This window comes from Chryseobacterium sp. NG-CE01, from assembly GCF_055695505.1.
The window spans coordinates 1,832,077-1,858,413 of sequence record NZ_CM146369.1 but is presented as its reverse complement, the minus strand read 5'-3'; the positions used below and the strand labels follow the sequence as shown (position 1 = coordinate 1,858,413).

The window sequence follows — 26,337 nt, the reverse complement described above, 5'->3', positions numbered from 1 at the left end:
AATTTGTAGTATGTTAAATACTTTAGGTAATCTTCTCAGCCTTACAACATTCGGTGAGAGTCACGGCCCGGCTTACGGTGGAATCATTAATAATTTCCCGGCAGGATTAACGGTAGATTTTGATAAAATCCAGCATGAACTGGACCGCAGAAAACCAGGCCAGTCTGCCATTGTAACCCAAAGAAAAGAAAGCGATACCGTGAAATTTCTTTCAGGAATCTTTGAAGGAAAAACAACAGGAACTCCTATTGGCTTCATCATTGAAAATGAAAATCAGAAATCAAAAGATTATGATCACATTGCCAATTCGTACCGACCAAGCCATGCCGATTTTACATACGACCAAAAGTACGGATTAAGAGATTATCGCGGGGGCGGAAAATCCTCTGCCAGGGAAACCATAAACTGGGTGGTGGCAGGAGCTTTGGCAAAACAGCTTCTATCGGATATTGAGATTAACGCTTACGTTTCCTCCGTGGGCGACATTTTCTGTGAAAAACCTTATCAGGCGCTGGATTTTTCTAAAACAGAAAGTAATGAAGTACGTTGTCCGGATGCAGAAACTGCAGAAAAAATGATCGAAAGAATTAAAGAGATTAAAAAGGAAGGAAATACCATCGGCGGAACCATTACCTGTGTTATTAAAAATGTTCCGGCAGGAATCGGAGAGCCGGTTTTTTCGAAACTTCAGGCAGAGCTTGCCAAAGCAATGCTGAACATCAACGCCGCAAAAGGTTTTGAATACGGAAGCGGCTTCTGCGGTGCGAAAATGACAGGAAAAGAGCACAACGACCTTTTTAATGAAGATTTTACCACAAAATCCAATCTTTCGGGAGGAATTCAGGGCGGAATTTCCAACGGAATGGATATTTACTTCCGGGTAGCCTTCAAACCTGTCGCCACGATCTTAAGACCTCAGGAAAGCGTAGATAAAGATGGAAATGCTGTTATTGTAGAAGGAAAAGGACGCCATGATCCGTGTGTACTTCCGAGAGCCGTTCCCGTAGTGGAAAGTTTGGCTGCTTTTGTTCTTGCAGATCTGTTTCTGATTAACAAAACAAGAAATATCAATCAATTTTAAAACATAAAAATTTTTAGTAATGGAAAATTACTGGGAAAAAGCCATCTCTTTTGAAGAGTATCTTGAAATAGGAAAACAGCGACTGGCAAATCCTGCCAATCAGCAGGAAGCCGATTATAAACAGTATTATGAACTAGGCCTGCAGAGAATCGACAGAACTTTGAAAAAGTACGTACCGGATGAAGAGCAGTTAAAAGAACTGGAATCCAAGAATTTTGACGGGAAGATTTTAATTATTTCTGAGGTATGGTGTGGCGACGCAAGCGCTACTGTTCCGGCATTGGTTAAATTTTTCGAAGGTAAAAATGAAGTAAGGATTTTCCTGAGAGACAGCGATAAAAGTTTAATCAATCAGTTTTTAACAAACGGAACAGAATCAATCCCGAAAGTGATTATTCTGGATAAAGATTTTCAGGTTAAAAATTCATGGGGACCGCGTCCGAAATTCGGTACAGAACTATTAATGAAATACAAAGCAAATCCTGAAGTGTATACCAAAGATCATTTCTATAACGATCTACAGGTATATTATGCTAAAAACAGAGGAAAAGATGCCGTTCAGGAAATTTTGGAAATGTTATAATTTTAATCGCTAATTTTATACACTCAATTTGTCCTTCCGTCGGAAACTTAGCTAAATTATTTAAATATTTATTGAGATTGCTGCGGTATGACAAAAGCCTGATTAATTTTATTAAAATTTAAAATGAAGAAAAATCTAATCTATCTGGTCTTAATCGTCATTATTGCTGTAATTGCTTTCGTTCCCGGTGTAAAGGAAAAACTGCAGGATACCTTCTTCCCTATTGCTGCCATTGAAAATGCAGTGCATGTAAGTGAAGAAGATTACGATATTGATCTTCAGGGAATCAATGTTCCGAGCACCAACCTGAAAGCTTTTAAAGACAAAGCCGTATTTCTGAATTTCTGGGGCACCTGGTGTCCGCCGTGCAGAAAAGAATGGCCATCCATCCAGAAATTGTACGATACCCGGAAAAACAATGTGGATTTTGTTCTTATCGCAATGAATGACCAGGAGGATGCCGTAAGAAAATTCCTCAAAGAAAACAATTACACGGCTCCCGTTTATATCGCTCAAAGTCCTATTTCTGAAAAAATACTTCCAAAGGTGTTCCCTACCACTTACCTTCTTGATAAGAACGGAAGAATCATCATTAAAGAAGATGCCTCAAGAGACTGGAACACAGAAACCGTACATCAGTTTATCGATAACATTATCAAATAATTTTTTAACGTTCAGTAACAGGCTATTGGTACAGAATTTGTCAATTAAGTACCGTTGTAGAATTATTAAAATGAAACACAAAATGAAATATTCAAAATTAAGTCTGGCAAAAGAAGCCATCAATCACAAAGGATTTGTGAAAAAAATTCCCGACATCTTCAGAATGGTAAGAATGTGGAGAAAGGGAGAATACCCTATGCGGTCCATCGATATTATTTTGCCGCTTTTGGGAGTGCTGTACATTATCTCACCAATTGATATTCTTCCCGAAGTTGCTGTTCCTGTGATTGGCGTGCTGGATGATCTTGCAGTTTTATCACTTACAATTCCGAAACTCATTAAAGAAGTCGATAAATTCTTACTATGGGAAGCTGAGCGTAAATACAATACTGATAGTACGAAAGTAATCAACGCTGAAATCATTAAATAATAAAACATCCTTAGAGGATGTTTTTTTTGGCCTTCTAAGAAAATAAAAAATTCTGTAAAAATTTTCACTATTTACCTACGAACTAAAATTCACAATTGACTTTCAACATCATTTCCTTAAATTTGCAAACATCTAATAAAAAATAATGGAAAGTAAAAAAGAATTCTTTTTAGAGTGTTATAAGCTGGGCATCATCAAATTCGGAAGATTTACATTAAAAAGCGGTATCGAAAGTCCGTTTTATGTAGATTTAAGACCTTTGGCTTCAGATCCGAAAATCTTAAAAAACTTAGCCAATTATTTACTGGATATGCTTCCTTTAGATAATTTTGATCTGATCTGCGGAGTTCCTTATGCCGCGCTTCCGATGGCCACAGCAATGTCTCTCGAAAGCTATATTCCATTAATTATCAAAAGAAAAGAAGCTAAAAATTACGGTACCAAAAAACTGATTGAAGGAATTTACCAGAAAGGGCAAAACTGCCTTTTGGTGGAAGATGTCATCACTTCAGGGAAATCTTTGATCGAAACTATTGCAGAGGTTGAGCAGGAAGACATTAAAGTAGCTGATATCGTGGTGGTTCTGGACAGAGAACAGGGCGGAAAACAACTTCTGGAAAGCAAAGGGTACAGAGTTCATACACTTTTCAATATATCGGAAGTATGTTATATTCTATGGGAAAACGGAGAATTATCTGATGATGAGGTAAAAAGAATCCAGGATTTCTTACTTGGAAACCATATTCAGTTTGAAGAAAAAACAAGAGCTTCCTATGAACAGAAACTTCATACGGCACAGCATTCCGTTTCTAAAAAACTATTAGAAACAGCACTGGCAAAACAATCAAACCTCATTGCTTCTGCCGATGTTACCACCACCAGGGAATTATTGGATCTTGCCGAAAAGGTAGGTCCTCATGTAATTGCTTTAAAAACACACATCGACATTATATCTGATTTCGAATACGAAAAAACAATTGTGCCCCTGAAAGCCTTGGCTGCAAAACACAATTTCCTGCTTATGGAAGACAGAAAATTTGCTGACATCGGGAATACTCAGGAACTTCAGTTTACGAGTGGGGTATTTAAAATTACGGACTGGGCAGATTTCGTAACCTCTCAGGTGATCGGAGGTTTTGAATCGTTAGACTGCTTTAAGAATGTAGGTGTTGTAGCAATTATAGGAATGTCTTCGAAAGGCGCTTTAACAACAAGTGCTTACAGAGAAGAAGCCTTAAAAGTGGCGGCTTCACATCCCAATGTAATCGGGGGAGTTTCTCAGAACCCACTTCCAGAAGAGATGCTGTTGTTTACCCCGGGCGTCAATCTTGCCGATTCAGGTGACGGAAAAGGGCAACAGTACAATACTCCGGAACATGTATTTAAAACACTTCATACCGATTTCATTATTGTAGGAAGAGGAATATATAAATCTGAAAATCCAACAGAAGCGGCTATTACTTATAAAAATTCAGGCTGGAATGCTTATCTGAAATCTTTGGAAAAAAATCTGACTCAAAGTTAAATTTATTTTTGGCAGACTTCTGTAAAATAAGTTATATTTGAACTTAATCACGGGTAATTGAGAAATATTTGCATTGGTTTTGCTTTGTTTTTGGGTGTTGTAGAAATTGCTGCACAGAAGGATAGTATTTATATTGAGGCAAAATTGTCTTCTGATAAAAAAATATTAAGCGTAAACCAGGAAATGGTTTACCACAACAATTCTGAGCATACCCTCAATACGGTGAAGCTTCTGAACTGGGTATCTGCTTACAATAAAAGAAATACCTCTCTTGTATACCGAAAGCTGGAAGACCGGAATACAGATCTTCACTTCGCCCAAAAAAATGAGCTGGGGAAATTAATCAACTTACAGATCCAGAGTTCCGACGAGGAAATTCCGGTAAGCAATATTTCTGATGAGAACTTTTTTCTCCCATTAAAAAAAGCCCTGCAGCCCGGCGAACAGGTAAAATTAAAACTGCGGTACGAAATTCAGCTTCCTGACAAAAAGTTCACAGGATACGGAACTTCAGATAAAAATGCAGCATTAAAATATTTCTTTATTGTTCCGGATCGCTTTGATCCGGACAATATTACCAAAAGAGATTACCATGATATTGAGGAATCGGTAAGCTTCAATACTTACTGGACGGTTAATTTTGATCTTCCGGTTAATTATTTTATTGAAAGTAATCTTCAGCAGTTTCAGATGAACTCATTCAGAGGATATCTTGATTCTGACCCCGAATTCCTTATTTCGCAGAATGAATATCCATCAATTACCGTAAACAGCGATGACATCAGAACTGAAGTAAAATTCGGTTATAATCTCACGCCTGAAGAAAAACAGAGCCTGGAATTTTATCTGCCGCTTCACCTGAAATTTATCAAAGACAGGATCGGCAGGATTCCCGACAGGATTTTTATTTCAGAGAAATTCAGGGCGAAAGAAGATTTCTTCGGAAATAATGATATTACCTTCTGGAAATTCAGATTTCAGCTCTTTACGGATGCCCAGAAAACAGATCTTGATTATTTCGGGATTGTAGCCAAGAAAATTTTAGATGAAAGCATTATTACTGATAAACAGAATTACCACTGGTTTAAAAACGGATTAAAATCTTATCTTGAAATTCAGTACCTGAAGAAATTTTATAGTGATACCAAATTATTAGGCAGTCTGCCGGAAACCAGAATTTTCGGGATGAAGCCATTAAAACTTTTTTATGCTTCCGATGTAAAGCTTATCGAACGGTACGGACTTACTTATCAGTACATTATGTCGCAGAACCTTGATCAGAAAATCAACGAGAAATATGCGGTTCTGAGTAATTTTAACGATATGGCCATCAGCAGTTTTGAGACCGGCACCTTATTTAATTATTCAGCTGATAAAATGGGATATGAAAATTTTGACAGCCTGGTACAAAATTTCATTGCAAAAAACACGGATAAAGAGATCAATCCCAATGATTTCATCAAAGAGCTAGCAGAAAAAGACAAAAGAACGGCTTATCTCTCTGAATTTTTGAAGCATAAAAACAGAATTAATTTTAAACTTAAAAGATTTCGGAAGGAAGGCGATTCTCTTCACATAAAAATCAATAAAAACACACTCTCCAATATTCCGGTAAAACTGCAGACCGAATCAAAAGATGGCAATATAAAAGAATATTGGGTGGAAACGGAAGAAAACGAAAAAACCAGAACTTTTTCCATTCCTGCCGAAAACGTCAATAAAATTACACTAAACGACGATTATATTTTCCCGGAAGCCAATTACAGAGATAATTTCCTGTATGCGAAAGGTTTTTTTTCCAACATGCGGAAAATTAAGCTTAAACTGATTAAGGATATACCGAATCCTGAATTCAATGAAGTTTATATCAGCCCGAGAATTCGTTTCAGCAATACTTATGATAAATTTCTGATCGGGTTTAACTTTAAGAATCAGTCTTTTTTTGACCAGAAATTTTTATATTCCTTTACCCCCTCTTACAGCACGGGTACGGGGAAACTTACGGGTTCAGGTGCGGTTGCCTATTCTTTTCTTCCTGCCGAAAGTATTTTCAGAAGTTTGACCTTCGGTGTTTCAGGATCTTATTTCCATTATGATTACGATCTTGCATACCGTAAAGGTTCTGTTTATTCTAATTTTAGCTTCAGAAAAAACCCTAGAAGCACCGTAGGCAGGAGCCTTGGTATTTCTTACAATTATTTTGAAAGAGATCTCAGCCCTTTAATGATCGCCAATAATGATTATGACAAATACAATCTGTGGAGCATAGGCTACGGATACAACGACAGCCAGAGCATTCATGAAAAAAGTCTTGGCATCAATACTCAATGGATGGAAGATTTCCATAAAGTAAATGCAGAAGCTTTTTACCGCTGGGAATTCGCACCGAGACAAAAGCTCAGCGTAAGGCTCTTTGCCGGGTATTTTATCAAAAATAATGCAAGGAATAATATCTTCAATTATGGGATTTCAAGAGTTTCGGATTACTCTTTTTCCTATAATCTATTAGGTCAGAGTGCAACGGGAGGAATTCTTTCGCAGCAGTACGTTTTGGCAGACGGAGGCTTTAAATCTTTTATTCCGGGAACTGTCAACAAATGGATTACTTCGGTAAATGTAGACACCAGTGTATGGAAAATCTTCCATGTATATGCAGATGCAGGGTTGTATGACAATAAAAACCAGCCTACAAAATTTATTTGGGACAGTGGTATAAAAGTTCGGGTGATTCCTGATTTTCTTGAAATTTACTTTCCTGTACAATCATCATTAGGGTTCGAGCCAGGATTTAAAGATTACGGAAAGCGTATCCGTTATACCTTAATTCTTAATCTCAGTTCCATTATTAATGCGGCAAGACGGGGCTGGTATTAATAAGATCTTCTATTTAATAAAAAATGCCTCAGAAATTATCCTGAGACATTAGTATTTTAGATGGTATGAAATTTAATCTTTAAGTATTTTTTGGGAAACAGGCTCATTATTAATAGTACCTGTTACGATATAATTCCCTTTTTGAAGCTCATCAATATTTAATGATTCATTTTCTCTTACAGACGCAGTCTTTACAACCTGTCCCATCATATTGTAGACTTTCACATCTTTTACATCAGTGCCAAAAACAATTTCATTGTCTTTAACAAAAGTGTTTTTAATGAAATTGGCACGTATACCATTTGAGGATATGTCACTAACCGCTAAAGTTCCTCCCTGCGGGGTAGGCAATGTGACGGTGAAATCCACATTATTGTTGTTGGTATCCCCTGAAACCCTTGTAATGGAATTCAGGATCGAAGGAGATGGCGCTGCACCGGCTCCTTCATACTGATTGGCAAGTCCGTACCCTACAAAATCTAAAACATTTGAAGCAGTAGGACCTGTGACCTGGGTTGTATTGCTTGCAAGAGCAATTTTTCCAGATGTGAGGGCGAGACCTAATCCTGCTCCTACTACAGGTCCTGACCCGTTAAAATTCAAAACAAGATTCACGACAAGGTTTGGATTTACAAGATTGATAATTCCTCCACCATCACCACCTTCCTGAATAAGGTACGTCTGCCCCGGAAGTAAACTTATGGTAGGCAAAGTGTGATACTGGGTAAAGGCTCCTGAGACGGGCCCGTACTGTATGGTTGCTCCTGTTAATGTTTGCGTGGTGTTTCCAATGTTCTTCAGCTCCACAAAATCGTTTGTTAAAGTGGCACCTAAAATTCCACCTCCCGTGTAAATTTCATTAATGACAATCTGTGCGTAAGAAAACGCTGTCATCGAGACAAGCCCGATAAAAGTAAATGCTTTTTTCATAATCAAGTGATTTATATGTTAACAAAATACAAACAACATTAATGCCAAAAAATCAAACATATACCACATTTTTTACGAATTATTCAATTTTATCCAATTAATTTAACAAAAAAAAGCCACTTAAAAAAAAGCGGCTTTTTTCTTTTGAAGTTCTAAAAGTAGAGTAATTATTGCTTGATTACTTTTTTAACAATAATATTTCCGTTTTGATTAATCTGTACGAAATTTACACCTACCGGTAATTTTGATGCATCAATGCTAGCAAAGTCAGTTACCTTTTTATTTTCAAAAATTTGTCCAGAAGCAGATACAATTTTTACTTCTGCGTTTCCTTTTAAATAAATATCAAATGAATTTTTCACTAATGTACTTGATAATTTCACGCTATTTTTGATAATTTCAGGATTAGCTACACCTAAAGAAGAAGATTGAGCCAATACAATATCATCAAAATAAATCGCGCCTGTTGTCACACTATTTTGAGCATATACTCTCAAACTAAGCCTTAGAAATTCGGTTGTTGCCGGACTTGTTGCTGTAGCAGTTACATTTACCCAACTCGCATTATCCGATGTATATGTTGAAGGCTGAAAAGGACTTCCGCTAACGGATATGTTACTGCTGGCTGTTCTGAACTGAATCCAGTGTCTGGCTCTTGCATTAGGATCATTATCTAACACCCAGTAAGAAACTGTGTAATTGGTATTTCCTGTTGCAGGTACATCAATATAATCTAAATTTCCATTAGTACTTACCGATACTGGTGAAATTTTAGCTGAATTACTTCCTCCGTGAACAAGTGCCGTTTCTTTAGCACCACCGCCCATGCTGAACCAACCGTCTGGTTTAACAGCAGCATCCGTCCATGTTTCAAGATCTCCGTTTGAAATCAAATTTTGAGCATTTGTAAATGCACCTACAGCTACAACTGTCAAAACAGTAAAAATTTTTTTCATACTATATAATTTTAAAAATACAGCATAAAGATACAAAAAAAGCATTATTTGGTTAAAATAATGCTCATATTTAATAATTTGTTAAAGTTATTTTTTAATAATCTTCTGCGAAATGTTTTTCCCGTTTACAAAGCCAGTAACAATATAATTACCTTTTAATAAATCTGATACATCAACTGCTTCATTTTCTTTTACCGAGAAAGCTTTTAGAACCTGTCCTGAAAGATTATAAATTTTCACATTTCCTGTCATTCCGAAGTTGAGTTCAGAATCTACCAAAGTATTTTTTACGAATAAATTTTTATTTGATTTTATTTCATTTGTTCCCAAAGAACCATTTGAAGTACCTACAACTTTAACATCATCAATTCTGTAATTACCAGTATTACTTGTAACTGAAGACCATCTAAGACTTAAAGTCGGAGTATTTTCTGCTTGAGGAGGAAGTTGAATAGCAACACCTCCATTTACAAGTGCCCAGCTTCCACTATTTTTACTGTAAGTATAAGTTACATTATTCCAAGTTGTACCATCTACGCTCCATTGAAAATCAACGTTCTGAGCAAAAGCCGCTGTTCCTCTACCGCCCCAGATGATATTTATTGTATTGTAACCGACAGTTGACAAATTAGAATAAGTCAATGTATGTGTCACACCGTTCGCACCCGTTCCTGAAAATACAGCGTTACTACCTCCAGATGCTCCAGCATATCCGCTTGATGCAGAGGCCGTATTGGCATTCCATCCAGCAGTAGTACTTGTACTCGTCCACCCTGAAGGTAATGTAGTTGTAGTTCCGAAATTTTCTGAGTAGATTGTAGTTTGCGCAAACAAACTGATGCTTAACATTACTGTAGCAAATAAAGAATAAATTTTTTTCATGTCTTTAAAATTTAATTATTAATAATTTACAGCCCAAAATTACATCATTTTTTCATCATGATATAATAATAGGATTAATTTTTTGTTAATAATACTAATACCCTTTCTATAAACAATTTTTGAGTATTTTTACGGATTATTTTTAGAGGCTTGCGGAATTATATTCTGATATTCACATTGTTCTATATGGGCATTTTCTCAGGAAATGCGCAAATATTCACCTGGAAAAACCCCAATCTTCCACAAGATAGTATCAAGCAGGATAGCATTAAACAGGACAGCATTCTTGCAGCCAGATTCGAGCAGGATATTTTTGCCAAAGACACGATGGATTTCGTGAAAACCAGCAACCGGATTATTGTTGATGAAGCTGTTCTTGCACGGAATGATAAAAAAAGATTTTTAGGAGAACTCAATTCCAAAGGTTCCATTATCCGGGGGATAACATTCGGTAATAACCAGGGGCAGTCGGTACAGAGTTCTATGGATCTGCAGATCTCAGGAAGACTTTCTAAAGATGTGACGATTCTTGCGAGTATTTCTGATCATAATTTACCGATTCAGGCAGACGGATATACTCAGACGCTTGAAGAATTTGACAAAATTTACATGCAGCTTAATATCAAGGATAAATCCATCCTCAGAGCCGGACATCTTGATCTTGTGGAAGCCAAAAATTATTTTGCCAAATACCAGAGACGAAGCATGGGCCTTGAATTTCAGACGGAATTCGGGAAAGATAACAAAACATTTGTAGATGTCTCAATGGGAGTTGCACGAAGTGAATTCCACAGAATCCGTTTTCAGGGTGTTGAAGGGAACCAGGGACCTTACCGGCTGACAGGAAAAAACGGAGAACAGTTTATTACCCTGATCTCGGGATCGGAACAGGTCTTTATTGATGGTATTCTGATGAAACGCGGAGAAAATCAGGATTATATCATCAATTATAACACCGGAGAAGTCACCTTTACCAGCTTCCGCCCTATTTTTCAGCAAAACTTTATTACCATTTCCTATAATTACACCAACAGGAATTATTCAAGATATCTTTTTACCGGAAAAGTTGAGCATAAAAGAGAGAAATTAAGGCTCGGACTCAACTGGTTTATGGAAAATGACAATAAAAATGCACCGCTGGCGCTGAATCTTTCTACCGAAGACCAGCAAATTTTAGCCGATGCAGGAAACAATCCGAACCTGATGTATGCTCCTTCCGGAGTTATTGCCGAATATGATGTCAATAAAATTCTTTACCGGCTTATTCAGAATCCTTCGGGAAATTATTATGAATTTTCAACAGATGCTACCCAAACCCTTTATACTGTCTCATTTACATATTTCGGAGCAAATCTTGGAGACTATAAAATAACACAGACAACCAATAACGGGAGAGTTTTCCAATATGTAGGTCCGAACATGGGAGACTATCGTGCCGTACGAAAGCTTCCTTCGCCTGAAAAATCGCAGGTATATTCATTCAATTCCGAGTATCTTTTAAAGGATGGAAAAATAGGGGCAGATATTTCATTGAGCAATTACGATGTCAACCTGTTTTCCTCTAAAGATTCTGACCAGAATATAGGATACGCCTGGAGAGTTTTCGGAAATAAGACTTTCACTAAGAATAACTGGAAAGGTACACCCAATTTTGAGTACCAATACATCGACAGACAATTTCACATATTAGACAGAATCAATGATGTGGAATTCTCCAGGGATTTCAACCTTGCTCAGGAGTTTAGCGGACGAACGCAGAACAGGTTTATCTTCAGCTTCTTAAATAAATGGAATAATAAATCAACCCTCAATTACAGAATCAATTATCTTGATGAACAGGATTCTTACAAAGGCATAAAAAATGATCTGGACTTTGGGTGGATCAGCGGTAAGTTTTTTACCAAAGGAAATTTATCTTACCTGAATACCAACGCTATACTGCAGGATACAAAATTCATCAGGGGTGGCGCTTCTACTGAGTATACAGGCAAAAAAGGAAGCTGGGCGATCGGCGGAAGCATGGAGCATAATGAAAAGAAATACAATGACACTCAGCTGATGGATGTCACGAGCTTCAGCTGGAGAGAAATTTTTGTGCAGAAAAAAATTGGGGACAGCTCCCGTACAAAACTGCTTACAAAGGTTTATATGAGGGACAATGACTCGGTGCGCGACAATAGATTGCAAAGCATGAATAATATTTTAGGATTCATGGCTGAAAGCCAGCTTATTAAAACAGAAAAAACAACATTAAATGCCCTTCTTCACTACCGTAAGTTTTTCTACCAGAACCAGGATGTAGATGCTTCCCGGAACAATGATTTTGTGGTCGGAAATATTCTGTACAATCAGCAGCTTTTCAGAAACGGGATGAGGCTACAGGCTTTCTATGAATTAGGGAACGGACAGGAAGCACAGAGAGAATTCCAATATATAAAAGTAACGGACGGGCAGGGTATTTATAAATGGACAGACTACAACGGCGATGGCATTCAGCAGCTTGATGAATTTGAAATTGCAGAATATTCGGATCTGGCACAATATATCAGGATTTACACCAATTCTGTAAGGTACATTCCTTCCAATAAAAATAAAATTCAGCTGGCATTATTTGTAAACCCTTCAGTTGTCTTTAATTCTGAAAACAGATTCCTGAAGCGCTGGAATTTTAATATTTCACTGAATTCCCAAAATTCATTTTACAAAAAAGATAAGGTTCTTGTGATCAATCCATTCGAAAAAAATGATGATCAGATTCTAAAAAATCAGAATATTCTGGCATCCGCGCAATTCAGCCCTACGGAAAAATCCGGCTGGAACGGAAACTATCGTTTCATCTCCAATGACAACCTCATCAATGCCAATTTCAGCAATGAAGAACGTGAACAGATTTCTCACTTCCTAAATATCGGGTATTGGTTCAATAAAGAATTCAGGATTGACTGGGAAAATTCGGTACATGATATCCGGAATTCTTCACAACTATTTGCAACCCGGGATTACCGCCTGAATAACTTTGAAACAAAACCCAAAGCCACCTATAAATTTACAGATGCTATCCAGGCTGAACTTTCCTCGGCATTTCGTCAAAAAGACCGGATTGACGGCGAAGAACTTCTGAAAGCATTTGATATTACCGGAACCATACAATGGGAACGCAGAAAGACCTCTATCAGAGGAAACTTCTCTTTTATCAATAATAATTTTAACGGAAACAATTTCAGTATTGTGGGCAACCAGATGCTCGACGGACTGAAACCTGGAAAAAACCAGGTATGGAGCGTATTTATTCAGCAGGCTCTTAATTCCTTTCTCCAGCTTAATTTAAACTATGAAGGAAGAAATTCCGGGGACAGAACGATCCATATAGGAAGTATGCAGGTGAAAGCAAGCTTTTAATTCACTTTTGTTTTTATTAACCTAAAACAATATTTAGATTAATATTTTTAATCGTTTTTTTATTAATAACAAGATGGAGATTATAAATCTTTTATTTGAATTAATAAATTCAACCAACCATTTAATAATCAGTTATATACATTTATTAAAGTAATAAATTTCGTATTGTTTATTTATAATTATTTTATATTTTCGTATAATAATTAAATTAAAAACACATGAGAAAAATTTTATTTCTTGCTTGCGCTTTGCTGGCACACAGCATAAACGCACAATTACTTTTGAACGAGGATTTCAGCTCCTACACTGCAACGCAATTAAGCGGACAGGGAAGCTGGACGAATAACTCAAGTACTTACGGCGGAGGTGCATGTGCCGGATTCGGATGCACCAATACACAAGTAGCAGCTTTTACACAAAGCTACCCTAATTACAGTTCTGTTGTAAATTCCGCAAGGACCGTCCCTAACCAGGATGCTGTAGGCAGAAATTTCACACCTATGGCCATGCCTGCAGACGGCAGTACCTTTTACTTCTCTTTTTTGGTAAATGTGAGTACAGTTCCGGCAACATCACCTAGTGATTTTATCAGAATACTGAGCGGCGGTGCTTTCAATACAGCAATCAGAATTGCACTGCAAAATGCAACAGGTGGCTTCAAAGTAGGTGGATCAAAAAATAGCGGTGCCACTATCTATTCGGCCGCGGTATTGCCGCTTAACACCACTCACCTGATCGTAGTAAAATATACGCACAATGCGGGAAGTACTACAGACGATGTAATGTCTGTATATCTCAATCCTTCTTCTGCAGCAGAACCTGCCGCAGCTGATCTTACAATTTCCAGCGGAAACGATTTTGGGAGCACATTAAATCTGGACCGGTTTCAATTAAGAACGAACGCATCCGGGATTCCTACTTCGAGTATTACAGCATTTAAAGCATCTAAATTGTACAGTGACCTGTTCACAGTAGTACTGGGAACATCCGAAGCAATGAATAAAAAAGATATTAAAATTCTGGAGAATCCTGTAAATGGATCGCTGAAAATAGCATTACCGAAAAGCTATAACAGCAAGAAAACCGTTATTACCATTTTCGATACGGCAGGCAGAAAGATTTTTAACGAAAGTTATTCTGAGAATATTAATGTTACCTATCTGCAAAAAGGCACTTATACTGTTGAGATTTCAGATGGCCAACAAAGGTTTTCTTCGAAGATTATTAAAAAATAAATTTAATCAAAACACAAAGCGCAGGCTTGAGCAGTTGATCATAAATCCTTTACTCAGAATAAAGGATTTATTTTTTTGAAAAAGTTGTAAATTTGCAGCATGATAAAAATTGGCAATATAGAACTGCCGGAATTTCCGCTTTTATTGGCACCGATGGAGGATGTAAGCGATCCGCCATTCAGAAGATTATGCAAAATGCACGGTGCAGACCTGATGTATTCTGAATTCATCTCTTCAGAAGGGTTAATTCGTGATGCGATTAAAAGCAGAAAAAAACTGGATATTTTCGATTACGAGAGACCTGTGGGAATTCAGATCTTTGGTGGCGATGAGGAAGCAATGGCCATGTCGGCAAGAATTGTAGAAACGGTAAATCCTGATCTTGTGGATATCAATTTCGGCTGTCCTGTAAAAAAAGTTGTCTGCAAAGGCGCGGGAGCCGGAGTTTTAAAAGATATTGATTTAATGGTTCGTCTTACCAAAGCCGTTGTACGCTCAACCAGCTTGCCAGTAACCGTCAAAACACGTTTAGGCTGGGACAGTACTTCCATCAATATTGATGAAGTAGCGGAACGTCTGCAGGAAACGGGAATCAAAGCATTAACCATTCATGCAAGAACGCGTGCGCAGATGTATAAAGGCGAGGCAGACTGGGAGCATATTTCAAGAATCAAGCAAAATCCAAATATTGAGATTCCGATCTTTGGAAACGGGGATATTGATTCTCCTGAAAAAGCGTTGGAATACAAACAGAAGTACGCCTGCGACGGAATTATGATCGGAAGGGCTGCTATCGGGTATCCATGGATTTTTAATGAAATTAAACATTTCTTTAAAACGGGAGAACATTTGCCTGCTCCAACTATCGAAGACAGATTACTGGCTGTTCGTCAGCATGCTGAATGGAGCGCAGAATGGAAAGGAGAACGATTAGGATTGGTTGAAATGAGACAGCATTACAGCAATTATTTCCGTGGTGTTCCTCATTTTAAAGACTTCAGAAAGAAATTCTTAGAGGTATTTACTTTAGAAGAAATGGACGCGCTCATAAAAGAGACGCAGGAGTTTTATACAGAATATTTAGCGCAACAGGCATAAAATAAAAACCATCACTATAAAAAGCTGATGGTTTTTTTATTGCTGTTTCTTTTTTGAATTAATACCCTTCCGAGGCTGACTGATTTTTAATTAAAGCCAAAGCGGAGGAAGTCCCTATTCTTTTTACCCCGAGGCTGATCATTTTTTCGGCATCTTCCGGGGTTCTTACACCGCCGGCAGCCTTTACAGGTAATTTCCCAGCGTTGTCAAGCATGATCTTTATCCCTTCAAATGTTGCACCGTTTGGCTTTCCGTCTTTTGTTTCATAGAAACCTGTAGAAGATTTTACGAAAATTTTAGTCCACTCATTCTCCGAAAAGTTTTCTTCTGCCCAAGCTGAAATATTTTGCGTAAGGTCGGCGATTTGTGCATCTGTTAAGGCGGCAATTTCGATGATCCATTTTACCACTTTATGATTTTGCAGGCATAGCGTGGTACACTTTACAAACTCATCTTTTACCAGATTTAAATCTCCTTGCAGGTAAGCATCGTAATTGATAACAAAATCCAGTTCGTCTGCTCCGTCGGCTATTGCTTTTTTAGCTTCTGCGAGTTTCTCATCTACGGAAAACGTTCCTTCATGAAAACCGATAACCGTTCCTACTACAACATCTGAATTCCTTTCCTGAATATACTTTTTAATTTCCGAAACATAATCCGGCCGGATCATGACGGCAAAAATTCCGTTATCGATCGCCTCCTGTGTAAGATCTTTATCTTTCTGTAAAGTTTCTTCAGCCGAAAGCCCCGATTGTTCAGGAGTTTTCAGGTAAGTTGAATCCAAATATTGAGCAATGTTCATTTTGTTTATACTTTTAGTTGTCTGTAAATACCCTGTTCCAAAGATATGAAAGTTTCTGTTCTTGTCACGCCTTTCAGTTTCTGAAGTTTGCTGAGGATCTGCATGAGATGGTCATTATCTTTGCAGAGTACTTTCAAGAAAATGGTATAATTCCCTGTGGTATAGTGTGCTTCCACCACTTCATTAATTTCCTTTAAGGCTTTTACCATGTCGGGATAATGACTGGGCTTGTCGAGAAAAACGCCTATGTACGAAATAACTTTGTATCCTATCTTTTTAGGATTAAGAAATGAAATTGAATTTTCGATTACCCCTGCCTGCTCCAGTTTTTTAATTCTTTGATGCACGGCAGTCGTAGAAATACCAACTCCTTTGGAAATATGAGCCAGGGATGTTTTGGAGTTATCCATCAGCATATAAATAATTTCCTTGTCGATCGAATCCAATTGATAGCTTGTGTTGTCTGAATTTTTCATTCTCTACTTAAATTTATGTTTTCACATTTGTTTTACACTTTACCGAGTGTTACATAGACCGGAAAATGATCGCTGTAACCACCCAGGTACCTTGTTCCGGAATAGGTACGGAACGGTCTTCCCTCAAATTTTTTGTCACGGCTGCTGATTTTTTCGGACCGGAATATACCGGCACTTTGAAAAGAAAGCATATTATCCTCTTTAAAAAAAGATGCTGACAATAAGATCTGATCAAACAACAGCCCGGATTTGTAATGAAAAGTAGAATAATTTCCTGTAGAAAACAACTGCTGAAAAGGATTTTCCAATACCTTTTCGTGCGAATTGCCATAGAGAATTTTTACTAAATTTTCATCATCTGGGTTTTCATTAAAATCTCCACACAGAATTACATGTTCGTCCGCATTTACAAGATTAAGAATTTTATCTCTAATTTGATTGAGTATAAAGATTCTTTTAGACCTGTTTATATCTTTTTCCCGCTTAGAGGGAAGATGAGCGGTAAAGACATTGATAATCTCTTCTTTATACTTCAGTACTGAATACAGTACATCTCTTGTAGTATCGTAGTTTTCTGTGTTTTTATTTTTATTTTCAAAGAAGAAGGTAATAGCTTCAGAGTCTATTATTTCAACTTTATTTTTATCATACAGCAGGGCCACATCAACTTTTCTTTCATCCCTGGAGTTGTAATGTACAATCCCATATTCTGAATTAAACGGCTCCAACTGTATGAGATCTTCCAGCACTTTCCTTCCGGAGACTTCTGAAAGACCGATAACAAAGGGTAGAATACCATTCTGCTCCTTTATCAGCTGAAAAACGTGTGCAATTTTCTGGAGTTTGTTTTTATATTTTCTCTCGTCCCAATTCCTTAATCCTGAAATTGTAGGATCAAGCTTATGCCTGGGCACAGGATCTGGCAGAAATAAATTTTCAACATTATAAAAACTAAACAGCTCCATCCACACGCTTTCTAATTATTAAAATTTTCATTTTAACTTTCAGGATGTAAATTTATTACTTTATTTAATAAATCATTAATTATTTGATAATTTTTTTAGATGAATTTTATATTTGGATAACGAAATCCGGCAGAAAAAATCAAATAAATGAACGGGTAAAAATTAAAAATTTTAACATTAAAGTATATTTTACTCTGTCCATTAAAATAATTCAATCAACAAAATTAAATTAAAACAGAATAAAATACACAATTTTATTTAAAATAATTAATTTTTTAAACCTTAGTAAAAAAACAAAGCAAAAAATATTCCGATACTAGTCCTGTAGTAATGTCAAGAGAGTAATAAATTCTACTATTTTGTTTTTTTAAAGTAAATCCGGACGTTTTTCTTTGGTAATTCTTACGGCCTCGTCGTGACGCCACTCTTCAATTTTTGCAAAATTTCCGCTTAGAAGAATTTTCGGCACTTCCAGACCTTTGTAAACTTCAGGCCTTGTATAAATAGGAGGAGATAAAAGATCATCCTGAAAGCTGTCTGTCAAAGCACTTTGCTCATCATTCAGCACACCGGGAAGCAGACGGATAATTGAATCTGCAAGCACACACGCTGCCAGTTCCCCACCGGTAAGCACATAGTCCCCGATAGAAATTTCTTTTGTAATATGCAAATCCCTTACGCGCTGGTCAATCCCTTTATAATGCCCGCATAAAAAGATAAGATTTTGTTTAATGGAAAGCGTATTGGCTATTTTCTGGTTTAAGGTAATACCATCTGGTGTGAGATAAATAACCTCATCATATTCTCTCTGTGCTTTTAGCTCAGAAATACACTTATCCAGCGGTTCCACCATCATGACCATTCCTGCCCCGCCTCCGTAAGGCTCATCATCAATTTGCCTGTGCTTATTGATCGCCCAGTCTCTCAGGTGATGAAAATGCACTTCCACCAGTCCTTTATCCATTGCTCTTTTTAAAATAGATGTCTTAAAAGGGCTTTCCATCAGTTCCGGAAGCACACTTATAATGTCAATTCTCATTGTAAAGTTTCGTTTTTCTTGTTAGGCGAAATGATTAATCTTAAAGAAGAATCTTTGTTGAAATAGCTCCACATCCAGTTGAAGAACACGGCAAGCTTATTTCTGACGCTCAAAATTAGCATTAAATGTAAAAACATCCAGAAAAACCACGCCAGAAATCCCTGAAATTTAATGAAAGGCAAATCTACAACCGCTCTGTGTTTCCCGATGGTAGCAAGAGAACCCTTATCTTCATATTCATATTCTTTCCAGTCGGATGTATTTTTCTTTAAGAGATTCTTACCTAAATTTTTCGCCTGGGTAATTGCTACATTTGCCACCTGAGGATGACCCTGAGGATATTTTGGAGTTTCCATATAAGAAATATCTCCGATGGCGAAAATATTGTCGTAGCCTTTTATTTTATTGTATCGGTCTGTAATATATCGGTTCCTGATGAGTTTTTCCTGAGGAAAGCCATTCACCACATTTCCGGTAACACCGGCTGCCCAAATGACGTTATTGGATGGAATTGTTTTACCGCTTTTCATGTACACTTTATCGCCATCGTAATCGGTGACATATTCCTGACTTAAGAACGTTACGCCGAGATCTTTTAAATACTCTTCAGATTTATTCTGCGCTTCAGTACTCATTACTGCAAGCGGTTTTTCCGTAGAGCTTACTAAAATAATCTCCAGGTGATCGAAATTCATGTATGGATAATCCCTGGGAAGAATTTCTTTTTTCATTTCGGCAAAAGCGCCGGCAAGTTCCACTCCGGTAGGTCCGCTTCCTACAATAACGATATTCCAGTTTCCGTCGTCACTTCGGCTTTTTTCAAGAATAAGCTTTTCAAAAGTCATCAGGATATGGTTTCTGATACTGATGGCCTCCTGTGTATTTTTCATTCCGAAAGCTTTGCCTTCAAGATCTTTATTTCCAAAAAAATTGGTTTTGCAGCCGGTAGCAATTACCAGTTTATCATAACTGAATTCCGCTTCATCGGTGATTACTTTATTATTAACCGTATCGATTTCTTTAACTTCCGTAAGCCGGAACTGGGTATTTCTGGAACGCTGAAAAATTTTTCTGAAGGGAAAAGAAATATTGGAAGGTTCAATCCTTCCACATGCTACCTGATAAAAAAGAGGCTGAAACATGTGATGGTTCACCCGATCCAGAACAATTACTTTTTTGTTTTTGTTATTCAATCTTTTCGCAAGTTGCAGCCCCGCAAAACCTCCTCCTATAATGATGATCTTTTCGCGTGTTTCCATAGTACACAAATTTACTGATTTATTTTAGCATTTAGCAGCGAAAAAAGTTAGTTTTGCAAAACTTTATGCCACATAAAAAGTACAGCAAAAAAACCGCCAAAAGGATTCATACGGCCCGACGGAAGAATTATTTTTTCCGGCGCAAGATCCTTTTGGCAGTGCTTCTTATTGCACTTATAGGAACAGGTTTTTACCTGAAAAAGACCGTGAGTTACTATTATGCCATGTACTTTAATAAATTCGTACACCGAAAGCTTCACAATACAGAAACTGAAACAGTAAGAATACAGAAAATTATCTCTGATAACCTGGATAAGACCTACGGTTTTGATATTTCTCATTATCAGAATAAAGAAGATATCAACTGGGACAGCCTGAGCATCGGAAACAGAACCATCCCGCTGGAATTCGTGGTGATGCGTGCAACTATGGGAAACCGTAATGCAGATAAGCATTTTGATGATTTCTGGGAAATGGCAAAAAAACAGGAACTTATTCGCGGTGCGTATCATTTTTACAGGGCAGATGAAGACCCGGTAATGCAGGCGAATAACTTTCTTGAAAATGTAAAACTGGAAAGCGGCGACCTTCCTCCTATCCTGGATATTGAAAAGATCCCCAAGCGCAAGACCAATGAAAAGCTTATTGAAGACCTTAAAGTATGGTGCCGGATTGTAGAGGAAGCTTATGGAAAAAAGCCCATTATCTATACGTATTACCACTACTATAAAGATTTTCTGAAAGGCGAATTCGACGGTTATCCGCTCTGGCTGGCCAATTACAACGAGGTCCCTGCTCCTTCACCCGATTCGGAATGGGATTTCTGGCAGTTTACAGAGAACGGAATTGTTCATGGAATTAATACAAAAGTGGATCTGGACATCTACAACGGAAGCTCTTGGTCTTTAAAAAGGCTGGCTTTGGATTAGTCTGTCTTCTTTAAAGTTTGGCTAAAGCCAATCGGAGATATTACATTTATAAACGGGCTAAAGCCCGTTGCTATTCATGTAAATCATTGATTTTAAAAACAGCTTTAAATTCGTTAAATTACTACTTAAACGGTTTCCTTTGAACCCATTCCGTTTTTGGGGAAATAGAAGGAAAAAGAATTTTCATAAAAGAATTAATGATAAAATTATTGTGCTTAAGCAGACCAAAAATCGCTGTTGGTTCAGCTCCGACTGTTGATTTTATTTCTAAAGCTGTCCTTCCGAAAACAATTCTCTTAAATCGCCGTGTAATCCCAAATTCTACCATATCCAGAAGCATGTTGAGATAGATCTGCCTTTCTTTCTGCAGCTCTTTATCATAGCCTAAAAAGTAGGTATCTACATCATCATTATTTACAATTAAGGTATAAAAACCAACAAGTTTTCCTCCTGAAAAATATCCGAAAACTTTAAAATTTTCCGCTAAGTTTTCTTTCATTTTTTCAAAATGGTTTTCGGCCAGAAAGAATGTATTGAACGATGCGTTGTCAGCTACATTATGATAAAGATCATTCATCTGCGGCTGATATGTTTTTACGGAATTTAAAGCCAATTCCCGCTTTTCGACTTCCTGCAGTTTCTTTTTTGCAGCCTTTGCTCTGGACCTGTACTTTTTTGAAAAATCATTGATATAATCTTCAAACGTCTCCCAATTTTCCCTTATGTTTAGTTTCATATTGGGCTGCACTGAAAACCGGAAATATGCTTTAAATGCACTTCCTGTAAATTGCTTCACGAAATCCTCACTATAATCCTTAAAAACGATCAGTGAGGTCTTTCTGATTTTATGCTGCATTGTATCTGCAGCCTTATTTAAAAGCATCAAAACATCTTCTGCTGAAATTTTAGAAAAATCAAAATAGAACCCGTTCTGTCCCGTCAGCATATTGTTTCCAAGAATCATGACATCTCTAATAAAAGTTTTTGCTAAGAAGCTTCTTATGCTCCATTTAGGCTTATCTTTTACAGATTTTTCATAGCCGATAAAATCAAGATACTGGAAAAAAGCACCGCCGATAAGATTGTTTTCTTTAAAGAATCCCACCATAAAACATTGCATATTAGAAGGAAGAGAAATCTGAAGTGCACGAAAATATTCGGCAGAAATCATAATATTATGATTTCCTACCGCTGAAGACCAGGAATCGGGAAAGTCTGTGTCTGACAGATATATTTTAAATTTATATGACATAAAAGGGCTACACAAAAGTAACCCTAATTTTTAATCCTTTATCATTATTTCTGGGTCACCCAATAAAAACCGTCTGCGGCATACCATCCACAGATAATCCCACCCATAATGGTGATAGCAAGCGTCCAGTATCCTGTATTAATCATTGTATATTTCCATGACTTTCTTTCAAACATTGCATTAATCGCGATGAGAGGGAAAACAAACATGAAGCCCGTCATAAAAGAATGTAATGCACCATGAGCAAAGGATCTGTAAGCCATACCGTAATCTTTCATAAAGGCATAATACGATTCGTTGGCATTAATTTCGTCACCTCCGATCATACCTAAAGCACCCATTTGATGAATGATGACGAACTGTAGAAAATAGGCTAAGAATAACGACAAAATGATAGAAAAAACAAATACACCTACCATCTGACCTTTCATTTTATCTTCAGACAATCCGGCTTCTTTCATCCAGATAGTTCCGAAAATCTTTGGGTGATACCATATAAAGCCTATAAAAAGAGGGATAATAGAGGCTAGTAAAACTGCCCAAAAGTTAATTTGCACCATTGTTATTTTTTTTAAGTTACAATAATGAATTTACAATAAAAATTAATAAAACAATATGTGGATCAAAAAAAACACAGCATAATAAACAAATATATCAAACAATAACATACTTAACGAAAAATAATATAAAATAACGTGCTTTTAATTATTAATTTAAACTTTATCATGCACTTTAAGTTTATCGAAGGTTCTGAAAACTTTATGCTTTTAATTTTTGTACTTTTGCTGCTCAATTTTTAGCTAATTAAAGTATCATTTCATGAATTACGTTTCTGCAGAAAATCTCACAAAATCTTACGGTATCAAAGTTTTGTTTGAAAATATTTCCTTTCACATCAACGAAGGCGACAAAATTGCCATTGTGGCCAAAAACGGAAGCGGAAAATCAACCCTGCTAAAAATTTTAATGGGTAAGGAAATCGCAGACAGCGGAACGGTTATCATCAATAAAGATATTCAGGTGGTACTTTTTGACCAGGAAATTGATTTTAATCCGGATCTCACCATAGACGAATTCATGATGGCATTGGATTCCGCACCTATTTTAGCGTTAAAAAACTATCATGAGTCACTTCATTCCAACGACCATGATTTTATTGAAAAAGCACTGGCCGGAATGGAAGCGCATAAAGCATGGGACCTCGAGAACGAAATGAAACAGATCCTTTCGCAGCTTAAAATCACCGATCTTGATGCTAAAATGGGAACGCTTTCCGGGGGGCAGATCAAACGTGTTGCTCTTGCAAAACTTTTAACGGAAACAAGAGCCGAACACCGACATACTTTATTAATCATGGATGAACCTACCAACCACCTTGACGTGGAAATGGTAGAATGGCTGGAAAATTACCTTAACAAAGCTAAAATTACTCTTCTTCTGGTAACGCACGACAGATATTTCCTCGACAGTGTCTGCGACATGATCTGGGAAATGGAAGACAGAAACCTCTACGTTCATAACGGTTCTTATGCTACCTACCTGGAAAATAAAATGATCAGGGAAGACAACCTAAATGCGACCATTGACAAAGCCAACAACCTTTACAGAAAAGAACTGGAGTGGATGCGCCGACAGCCGAAAGCCAGAACCACCAAATCCAAATCCAGAATTGATGCCTTCTACGAAACTGAAAAGGTAGCCAAAACAGACACCTCTAAACAAGGCCTTGAGCTTGATTTTGAGATGAAAAGGCTCGGAAATAAAATTCTTGAACTTAAACATATTGATAAAAGCTTCGGAAGTAAAATTTTACTGAAAGATTTCAGCTATTCTTTCCAGCGGGGTGAGAAAGTAGGTATTGTTGGAAAAAATGGTGCCGGAAAATCTACCCTTCTGAACATAATCCAGGGATTTGAAAAAGCTGATCATGGAGAAATCGAAACGGGAGAAACCATTCATTTCGGGTATTTTTCACAAAAAGGACTTACCTATAAAGAAGATGAAAGAGTGATTGATTTCATTAAAGAAGTTGCGGAATATTATCCTCTCGCTAACGGAAAAAGCCTTTCGGCATCACAATTCTTAAGACTGTTTTTATTTGACGACCAGACACAGTACTCTCCTATCGCAAAGCTTTCGGGTGGCGAAAAGAGAAGGCTGCACCTGATGTATATCTTATATCAGAATCCTAATTTCCTGATTTTTGATGAGCCGACGAACGATCTGGACCTGCCAACTCTCACGGTTTTGGAGAATTTTCTTCAGCAATTCCAGGGTTCGCTGATCATTGTTTCGCACGACAGATATTTTATGGACCGGATTGTGGATCACATTCTGGCATTTGAAGGCGAAGGAAAAATTAAAGATTTTATAGGAAACTTTTCAGAATACAGGGAATCAAAAAGCAAAGAGGACTCACAGGAAAAACCGGCAGTACAGAAACAACCGGAACCTTCAAAAGAAAATATTTCTTCAGCCATATCTTCTCCGAGCGCAGTAAAAAAGAAAAAGCTTTCTTTCAAAGAGCAACGCGAACTTGAGACTATCGAAAAAGAAATGCCTGAACTGGAAGAGCAACGCAAAAAAATTCTCGATCAGCTTAATAACGAGTCTGATTATGAGAAGATCTCAAAACTGTCTGCCGATCTGGAAAAGATCTCAGAAAAACTGGAAGATTATGAGATGAGATGGCTTGAGTTACAGGAAATTTTGGGAGAAGGCTAATGGTTTGAGAGTGAGAGCGTTTAGAGTAAAAGTTTTTTACAGATAACACTATCACTCTAAAACACTACAACTCCAAATTATATGTAAACTACTTTTTCAGTATTTGCACTCTCCAGCGCGGCATCAATAATCTTCATATTCCTGATGATCTCATGTGCGGGGGAAGGTAATGCATATCCGAATACGATAAATTCGTAAATCTGCTGGTAATAATTCATATAATTTCCCGGTTCACTGAATGTGAGGATTCTTTCAGGCTCTTTATTTTCATTTAAGAAATTTAGAATTCCGTCAGGTTCTTGAAGCGGCTGAGTCCAATCTTTACCGTATTCCGGAACAGCCCCGCCTCCTAATTCATTCTCCTGATTGTCTGTTCTTTCCTGGAGAAAACTTCCCTTTTCACCATGAATAGCATAAGCATAATGTGCTTCTTTTGTAAACACCGAAGATTTCAGCCTTACCCTCAATTCGTTAGGATAAAATAAAATGATTTCAAAATAATCATTGGCAAAATCCCGTCCTTTCATGGAAAATACATCGGCAAATAATTTTTCAGGGAATCCGAAATATTGAGTAGCCTGATCGATCAGGTGAGATCCGAGATCATGCAGTGATCCGGAACCTGTAGCGTCAGGATTTTCTTTATGAGCCTTTCCGCTCGGTTCGGTTCGGAATCTGTCGAAACGGATTTCAGCCTCTTTTATACTACCAAGTTTACCTGCATTCATAATTTTCTGAACCTGCAGATAATCCCGGTCAAACCTTCTGTTTTGGTAAACGCTCAAGAAAAGGCTTTTTTCTTCTGCCAGCCTTACCAGTTCTTCTGCTTCTGCCACATTCACCGTAAAAGGTTTTTCAACGATTACATTTTTCCCGGCTTCAAGTGCCATTCTTGCGTATTCAAAATGAGTCTGAACCGGCGTATTCACAACAACCAATTCAATATCTGCCTGCTGCAACATCTCTTCTACCGAACGGCAGATGGCTGCTTCAGGATATTTTTCCTTAGAATCTTCCTTACTCCGTTCTACTACAGCCGACAAGAAAAATCCCGGATGTTCTTTTAAAAAGGGAGCATGAAATATTTTCCCGCTCATCCCGAATGCACAAAGTCCCGTTTTTACCAATTGCATAATTTATTTTTTACCAAAGTTATTCATTACCCTGCAAATTATTCACCAAATTACCATTCAGGTTTATCTAAAAAGTGACAAATATCATTTATTAGTTTTTAT

General features: G+C 37.3%; 22 protein-coding genes. 11 read left to right on the top strand and 11 right to left on the bottom strand.

Going from position 1 to position 26,337, the window contains the following annotated elements; all coding sequences use genetic code 11:
* Positions 1-10 precede the first annotated feature (10 nt).
* The 6 genes from aroC to ACYT6F_RS08910 all read left to right on the top strand — a co-directional run bounded on the left by aroC (position 11) and on the right by ACYT6F_RS08910 (position 7,156).
* The gene (gene aroC, locus ACYT6F_RS08935) at positions 11-1,081 is read left to right on the top strand and encodes a chorismate synthase (RefSeq protein ID WP_472600839.1); all 1,071 of its coding nucleotides are present in this window, start codon (positions 11-13) and stop codon (positions 1,079-1,081) included.
* A gap of 19 nt (positions 1,082-1,100) precedes the next feature.
* Positions 1,101-1,664 carry a thioredoxin family protein gene (locus tag ACYT6F_RS08930; RefSeq protein ID WP_472600838.1) on the top strand — a complete coding sequence of 188 codons (564 nt, stop codon included), beginning with the start codon at positions 1,101-1,103 and terminating at the stop codon, positions 1,662-1,664.
* A 123-nt stretch (positions 1,665-1,787) separates the two neighbouring features.
* Positions 1,788-2,327 carry a TlpA family protein disulfide reductase gene (locus ACYT6F_RS08925; protein ID WP_472600837.1) on the top strand — a complete coding sequence of 180 codons (540 nt, stop codon included), beginning with the start codon at positions 1,788-1,790 and terminating at the stop codon, positions 2,325-2,327.
* Between the two features lie 82 nt (positions 2,328-2,409).
* Positions 2,410-2,757, top strand: a complete 348-nt coding sequence (locus ACYT6F_RS08920) for a YkvA family protein (protein ID WP_472600836.1) — start codon at positions 2,410-2,412, stop codon at positions 2,755-2,757.
* A gap of 145 nt (positions 2,758-2,902) precedes the next feature.
* On the top strand, positions 2,903-4,282 hold the full coding sequence (gene pyrF / locus ACYT6F_RS08915; RefSeq protein ID WP_472600835.1) for an orotidine-5'-phosphate decarboxylase: 1,380 nt from the start codon (positions 2,903-2,905) through the stop codon (positions 4,280-4,282).
* 57 nt (positions 4,283-4,339) lie between these two features.
* Positions 4,340-7,156: a gluzincin family metallopeptidase gene (locus tag ACYT6F_RS08910; RefSeq protein WP_472600834.1), complete on the top strand. Its 2,817-nt coding sequence runs from the start codon at positions 4,340-4,342 to the stop codon at positions 7,154-7,156.
* Between the two features lie 72 nt (positions 7,157-7,228).
* Here the strand turns inward: ACYT6F_RS08910 and ACYT6F_RS08905 are convergent, their stop codons facing one another.
* The 3 genes from ACYT6F_RS08905 to ACYT6F_RS08895 form a co-directional block, all read right to left on the bottom strand.
* Positions 7,229-8,086, bottom strand: a complete 858-nt coding sequence (locus tag ACYT6F_RS08905) for a T9SS type A sorting domain-containing protein (RefSeq protein WP_472600833.1) — start codon at positions 8,084-8,086, stop codon at positions 7,229-7,231.
* A 167-nt stretch (positions 8,087-8,253) separates the two neighbouring features.
* Positions 8,254-9,042: a T9SS type A sorting domain-containing protein gene (locus ACYT6F_RS08900; RefSeq protein WP_472600832.1), complete on the bottom strand. Its 789-nt coding sequence runs from the start codon at positions 9,040-9,042 to the stop codon at positions 8,254-8,256.
* Between the two features lie 87 nt (positions 9,043-9,129).
* Positions 9,130-9,924, bottom strand: a complete 795-nt coding sequence (locus ACYT6F_RS08895) for a T9SS type A sorting domain-containing protein (protein WP_472600831.1) — start codon at positions 9,922-9,924, stop codon at positions 9,130-9,132.
* A gap of 186 nt (positions 9,925-10,110) precedes the next feature.
* Between ACYT6F_RS08895 and ACYT6F_RS08890 the strand changes: the two genes are divergently transcribed.
* From ACYT6F_RS08890 to dusB, 3 genes are all read left to right on the top strand, one after another.
* Positions 10,111-13,323: a hypothetical protein gene (locus ACYT6F_RS08890; protein WP_472600830.1), complete on the top strand. Its 3,213-nt coding sequence runs from the start codon at positions 10,111-10,113 to the stop codon at positions 13,321-13,323.
* A gap of 218 nt (positions 13,324-13,541) precedes the next feature.
* Positions 13,542-14,558 (top strand): T9SS type A sorting domain-containing protein, encoded by a 1,017-nt coding sequence (locus tag ACYT6F_RS08885; protein ID WP_472600829.1) that lies wholly within the window; start codon positions 13,542-13,544, stop codon positions 14,556-14,558.
* Between the two features lie 99 nt (positions 14,559-14,657).
* The gene (dusB, locus tag ACYT6F_RS08880; protein ID WP_169232260.1) at positions 14,658-15,656 is read left to right on the top strand and encodes a tRNA dihydrouridine synthase DusB; all 999 of its coding nucleotides are present in this window, start codon (positions 14,658-14,660) and stop codon (positions 15,654-15,656) included.
* A gap of 58 nt (positions 15,657-15,714) precedes the next feature.
* Here the strand turns inward: dusB and deoC are convergent, their stop codons facing one another.
* From deoC to ACYT6F_RS08855, 5 genes are all read right to left on the bottom strand, one after another.
* A complete protein-coding gene (gene deoC, locus ACYT6F_RS08875) occupies positions 15,715-16,458 on the bottom strand; it encodes a deoxyribose-phosphate aldolase (RefSeq protein ID WP_472600828.1) in 744 nt (247 codons plus the stop codon).
* A 5-nt stretch (positions 16,459-16,463) separates the two neighbouring features.
* Positions 16,464-16,934 carry an Lrp/AsnC ligand binding domain-containing protein gene (locus ACYT6F_RS08870; RefSeq protein WP_029295841.1) on the bottom strand — a complete coding sequence of 157 codons (471 nt, stop codon included), beginning with the start codon at positions 16,932-16,934 and terminating at the stop codon, positions 16,464-16,466.
* Positions 16,935-16,966: 32 nt separating this feature from the next.
* Positions 16,967-17,899, bottom strand: coding sequence for an endonuclease/exonuclease/phosphatase family protein (locus tag ACYT6F_RS08865; protein WP_472600827.1), 933 nt, complete (start codon positions 17,897-17,899; stop codon positions 16,967-16,969).
* Positions 17,900-18,266: 367 nt separating this feature from the next.
* Positions 18,267-18,938, bottom strand: a complete 672-nt coding sequence (gene trmD, locus ACYT6F_RS08860; protein WP_472600826.1) for a tRNA (guanosine(37)-N1)-methyltransferase TrmD — start codon at positions 18,936-18,938, stop codon at positions 18,267-18,269.
* Positions 18,935-20,197 (bottom strand): NAD(P)/FAD-dependent oxidoreductase, encoded by a 1,263-nt coding sequence (locus ACYT6F_RS08855; RefSeq protein ID WP_472600825.1) that lies wholly within the window; start codon positions 20,195-20,197, stop codon positions 18,935-18,937. Before ACYT6F_RS08855 ends, trmD begins: the two co-directional genes overlap by 4 nt.
* A gap of 65 nt (positions 20,198-20,262) precedes the next feature.
* On the opposite strand from ACYT6F_RS08855, the gene ACYT6F_RS08850 reads away from it, so the two are divergent.
* The gene (locus ACYT6F_RS08850; RefSeq protein ID WP_472600824.1) at positions 20,263-21,126 is read left to right on the top strand and encodes a glycoside hydrolase family 25 protein; all 864 of its coding nucleotides are present in this window, start codon (positions 20,263-20,265) and stop codon (positions 21,124-21,126) included.
* A gap of 121 nt (positions 21,127-21,247) precedes the next feature.
* Here ACYT6F_RS08850 and ACYT6F_RS08845 read toward each other — a convergent pair whose 3' ends face one another.
* Positions 21,248-22,378: an 8-amino-7-oxononanoate synthase gene (locus ACYT6F_RS08845; RefSeq protein WP_472600823.1), complete on the bottom strand. Its 1,131-nt coding sequence runs from the start codon at positions 22,376-22,378 to the stop codon at positions 21,248-21,250.
* 44 nt (positions 22,379-22,422) lie between these two features.
* Positions 22,423-22,938: a DUF1761 domain-containing protein gene (locus ACYT6F_RS08840; RefSeq protein WP_472600822.1), complete on the bottom strand. Its 516-nt coding sequence runs from the start codon at positions 22,936-22,938 to the stop codon at positions 22,423-22,425.
* Positions 22,939-23,197: 259 nt separating this feature from the next.
* Here ACYT6F_RS08840 and ACYT6F_RS08835 point away from each other — a divergent pair, with 259 nt between their 5' ends.
* The gene (locus ACYT6F_RS08835) at positions 23,198-25,102 is read left to right on the top strand and encodes an ABC-F family ATP-binding cassette domain-containing protein (RefSeq protein WP_472600821.1); all 1,905 of its coding nucleotides are present in this window, start codon (positions 23,198-23,200) and stop codon (positions 25,100-25,102) included.
* A 77-nt stretch (positions 25,103-25,179) separates the two neighbouring features.
* On the opposite strand, the gene ACYT6F_RS08830 is transcribed toward ACYT6F_RS08835, so the two are convergent.
* Positions 25,180-26,235: a Gfo/Idh/MocA family oxidoreductase gene (locus ACYT6F_RS08830; RefSeq protein ID WP_472600820.1), complete on the bottom strand. Its 1,056-nt coding sequence runs from the start codon at positions 26,233-26,235 to the stop codon at positions 25,180-25,182.
* Positions 26,236-26,337 lie beyond the last annotated feature (102 nt).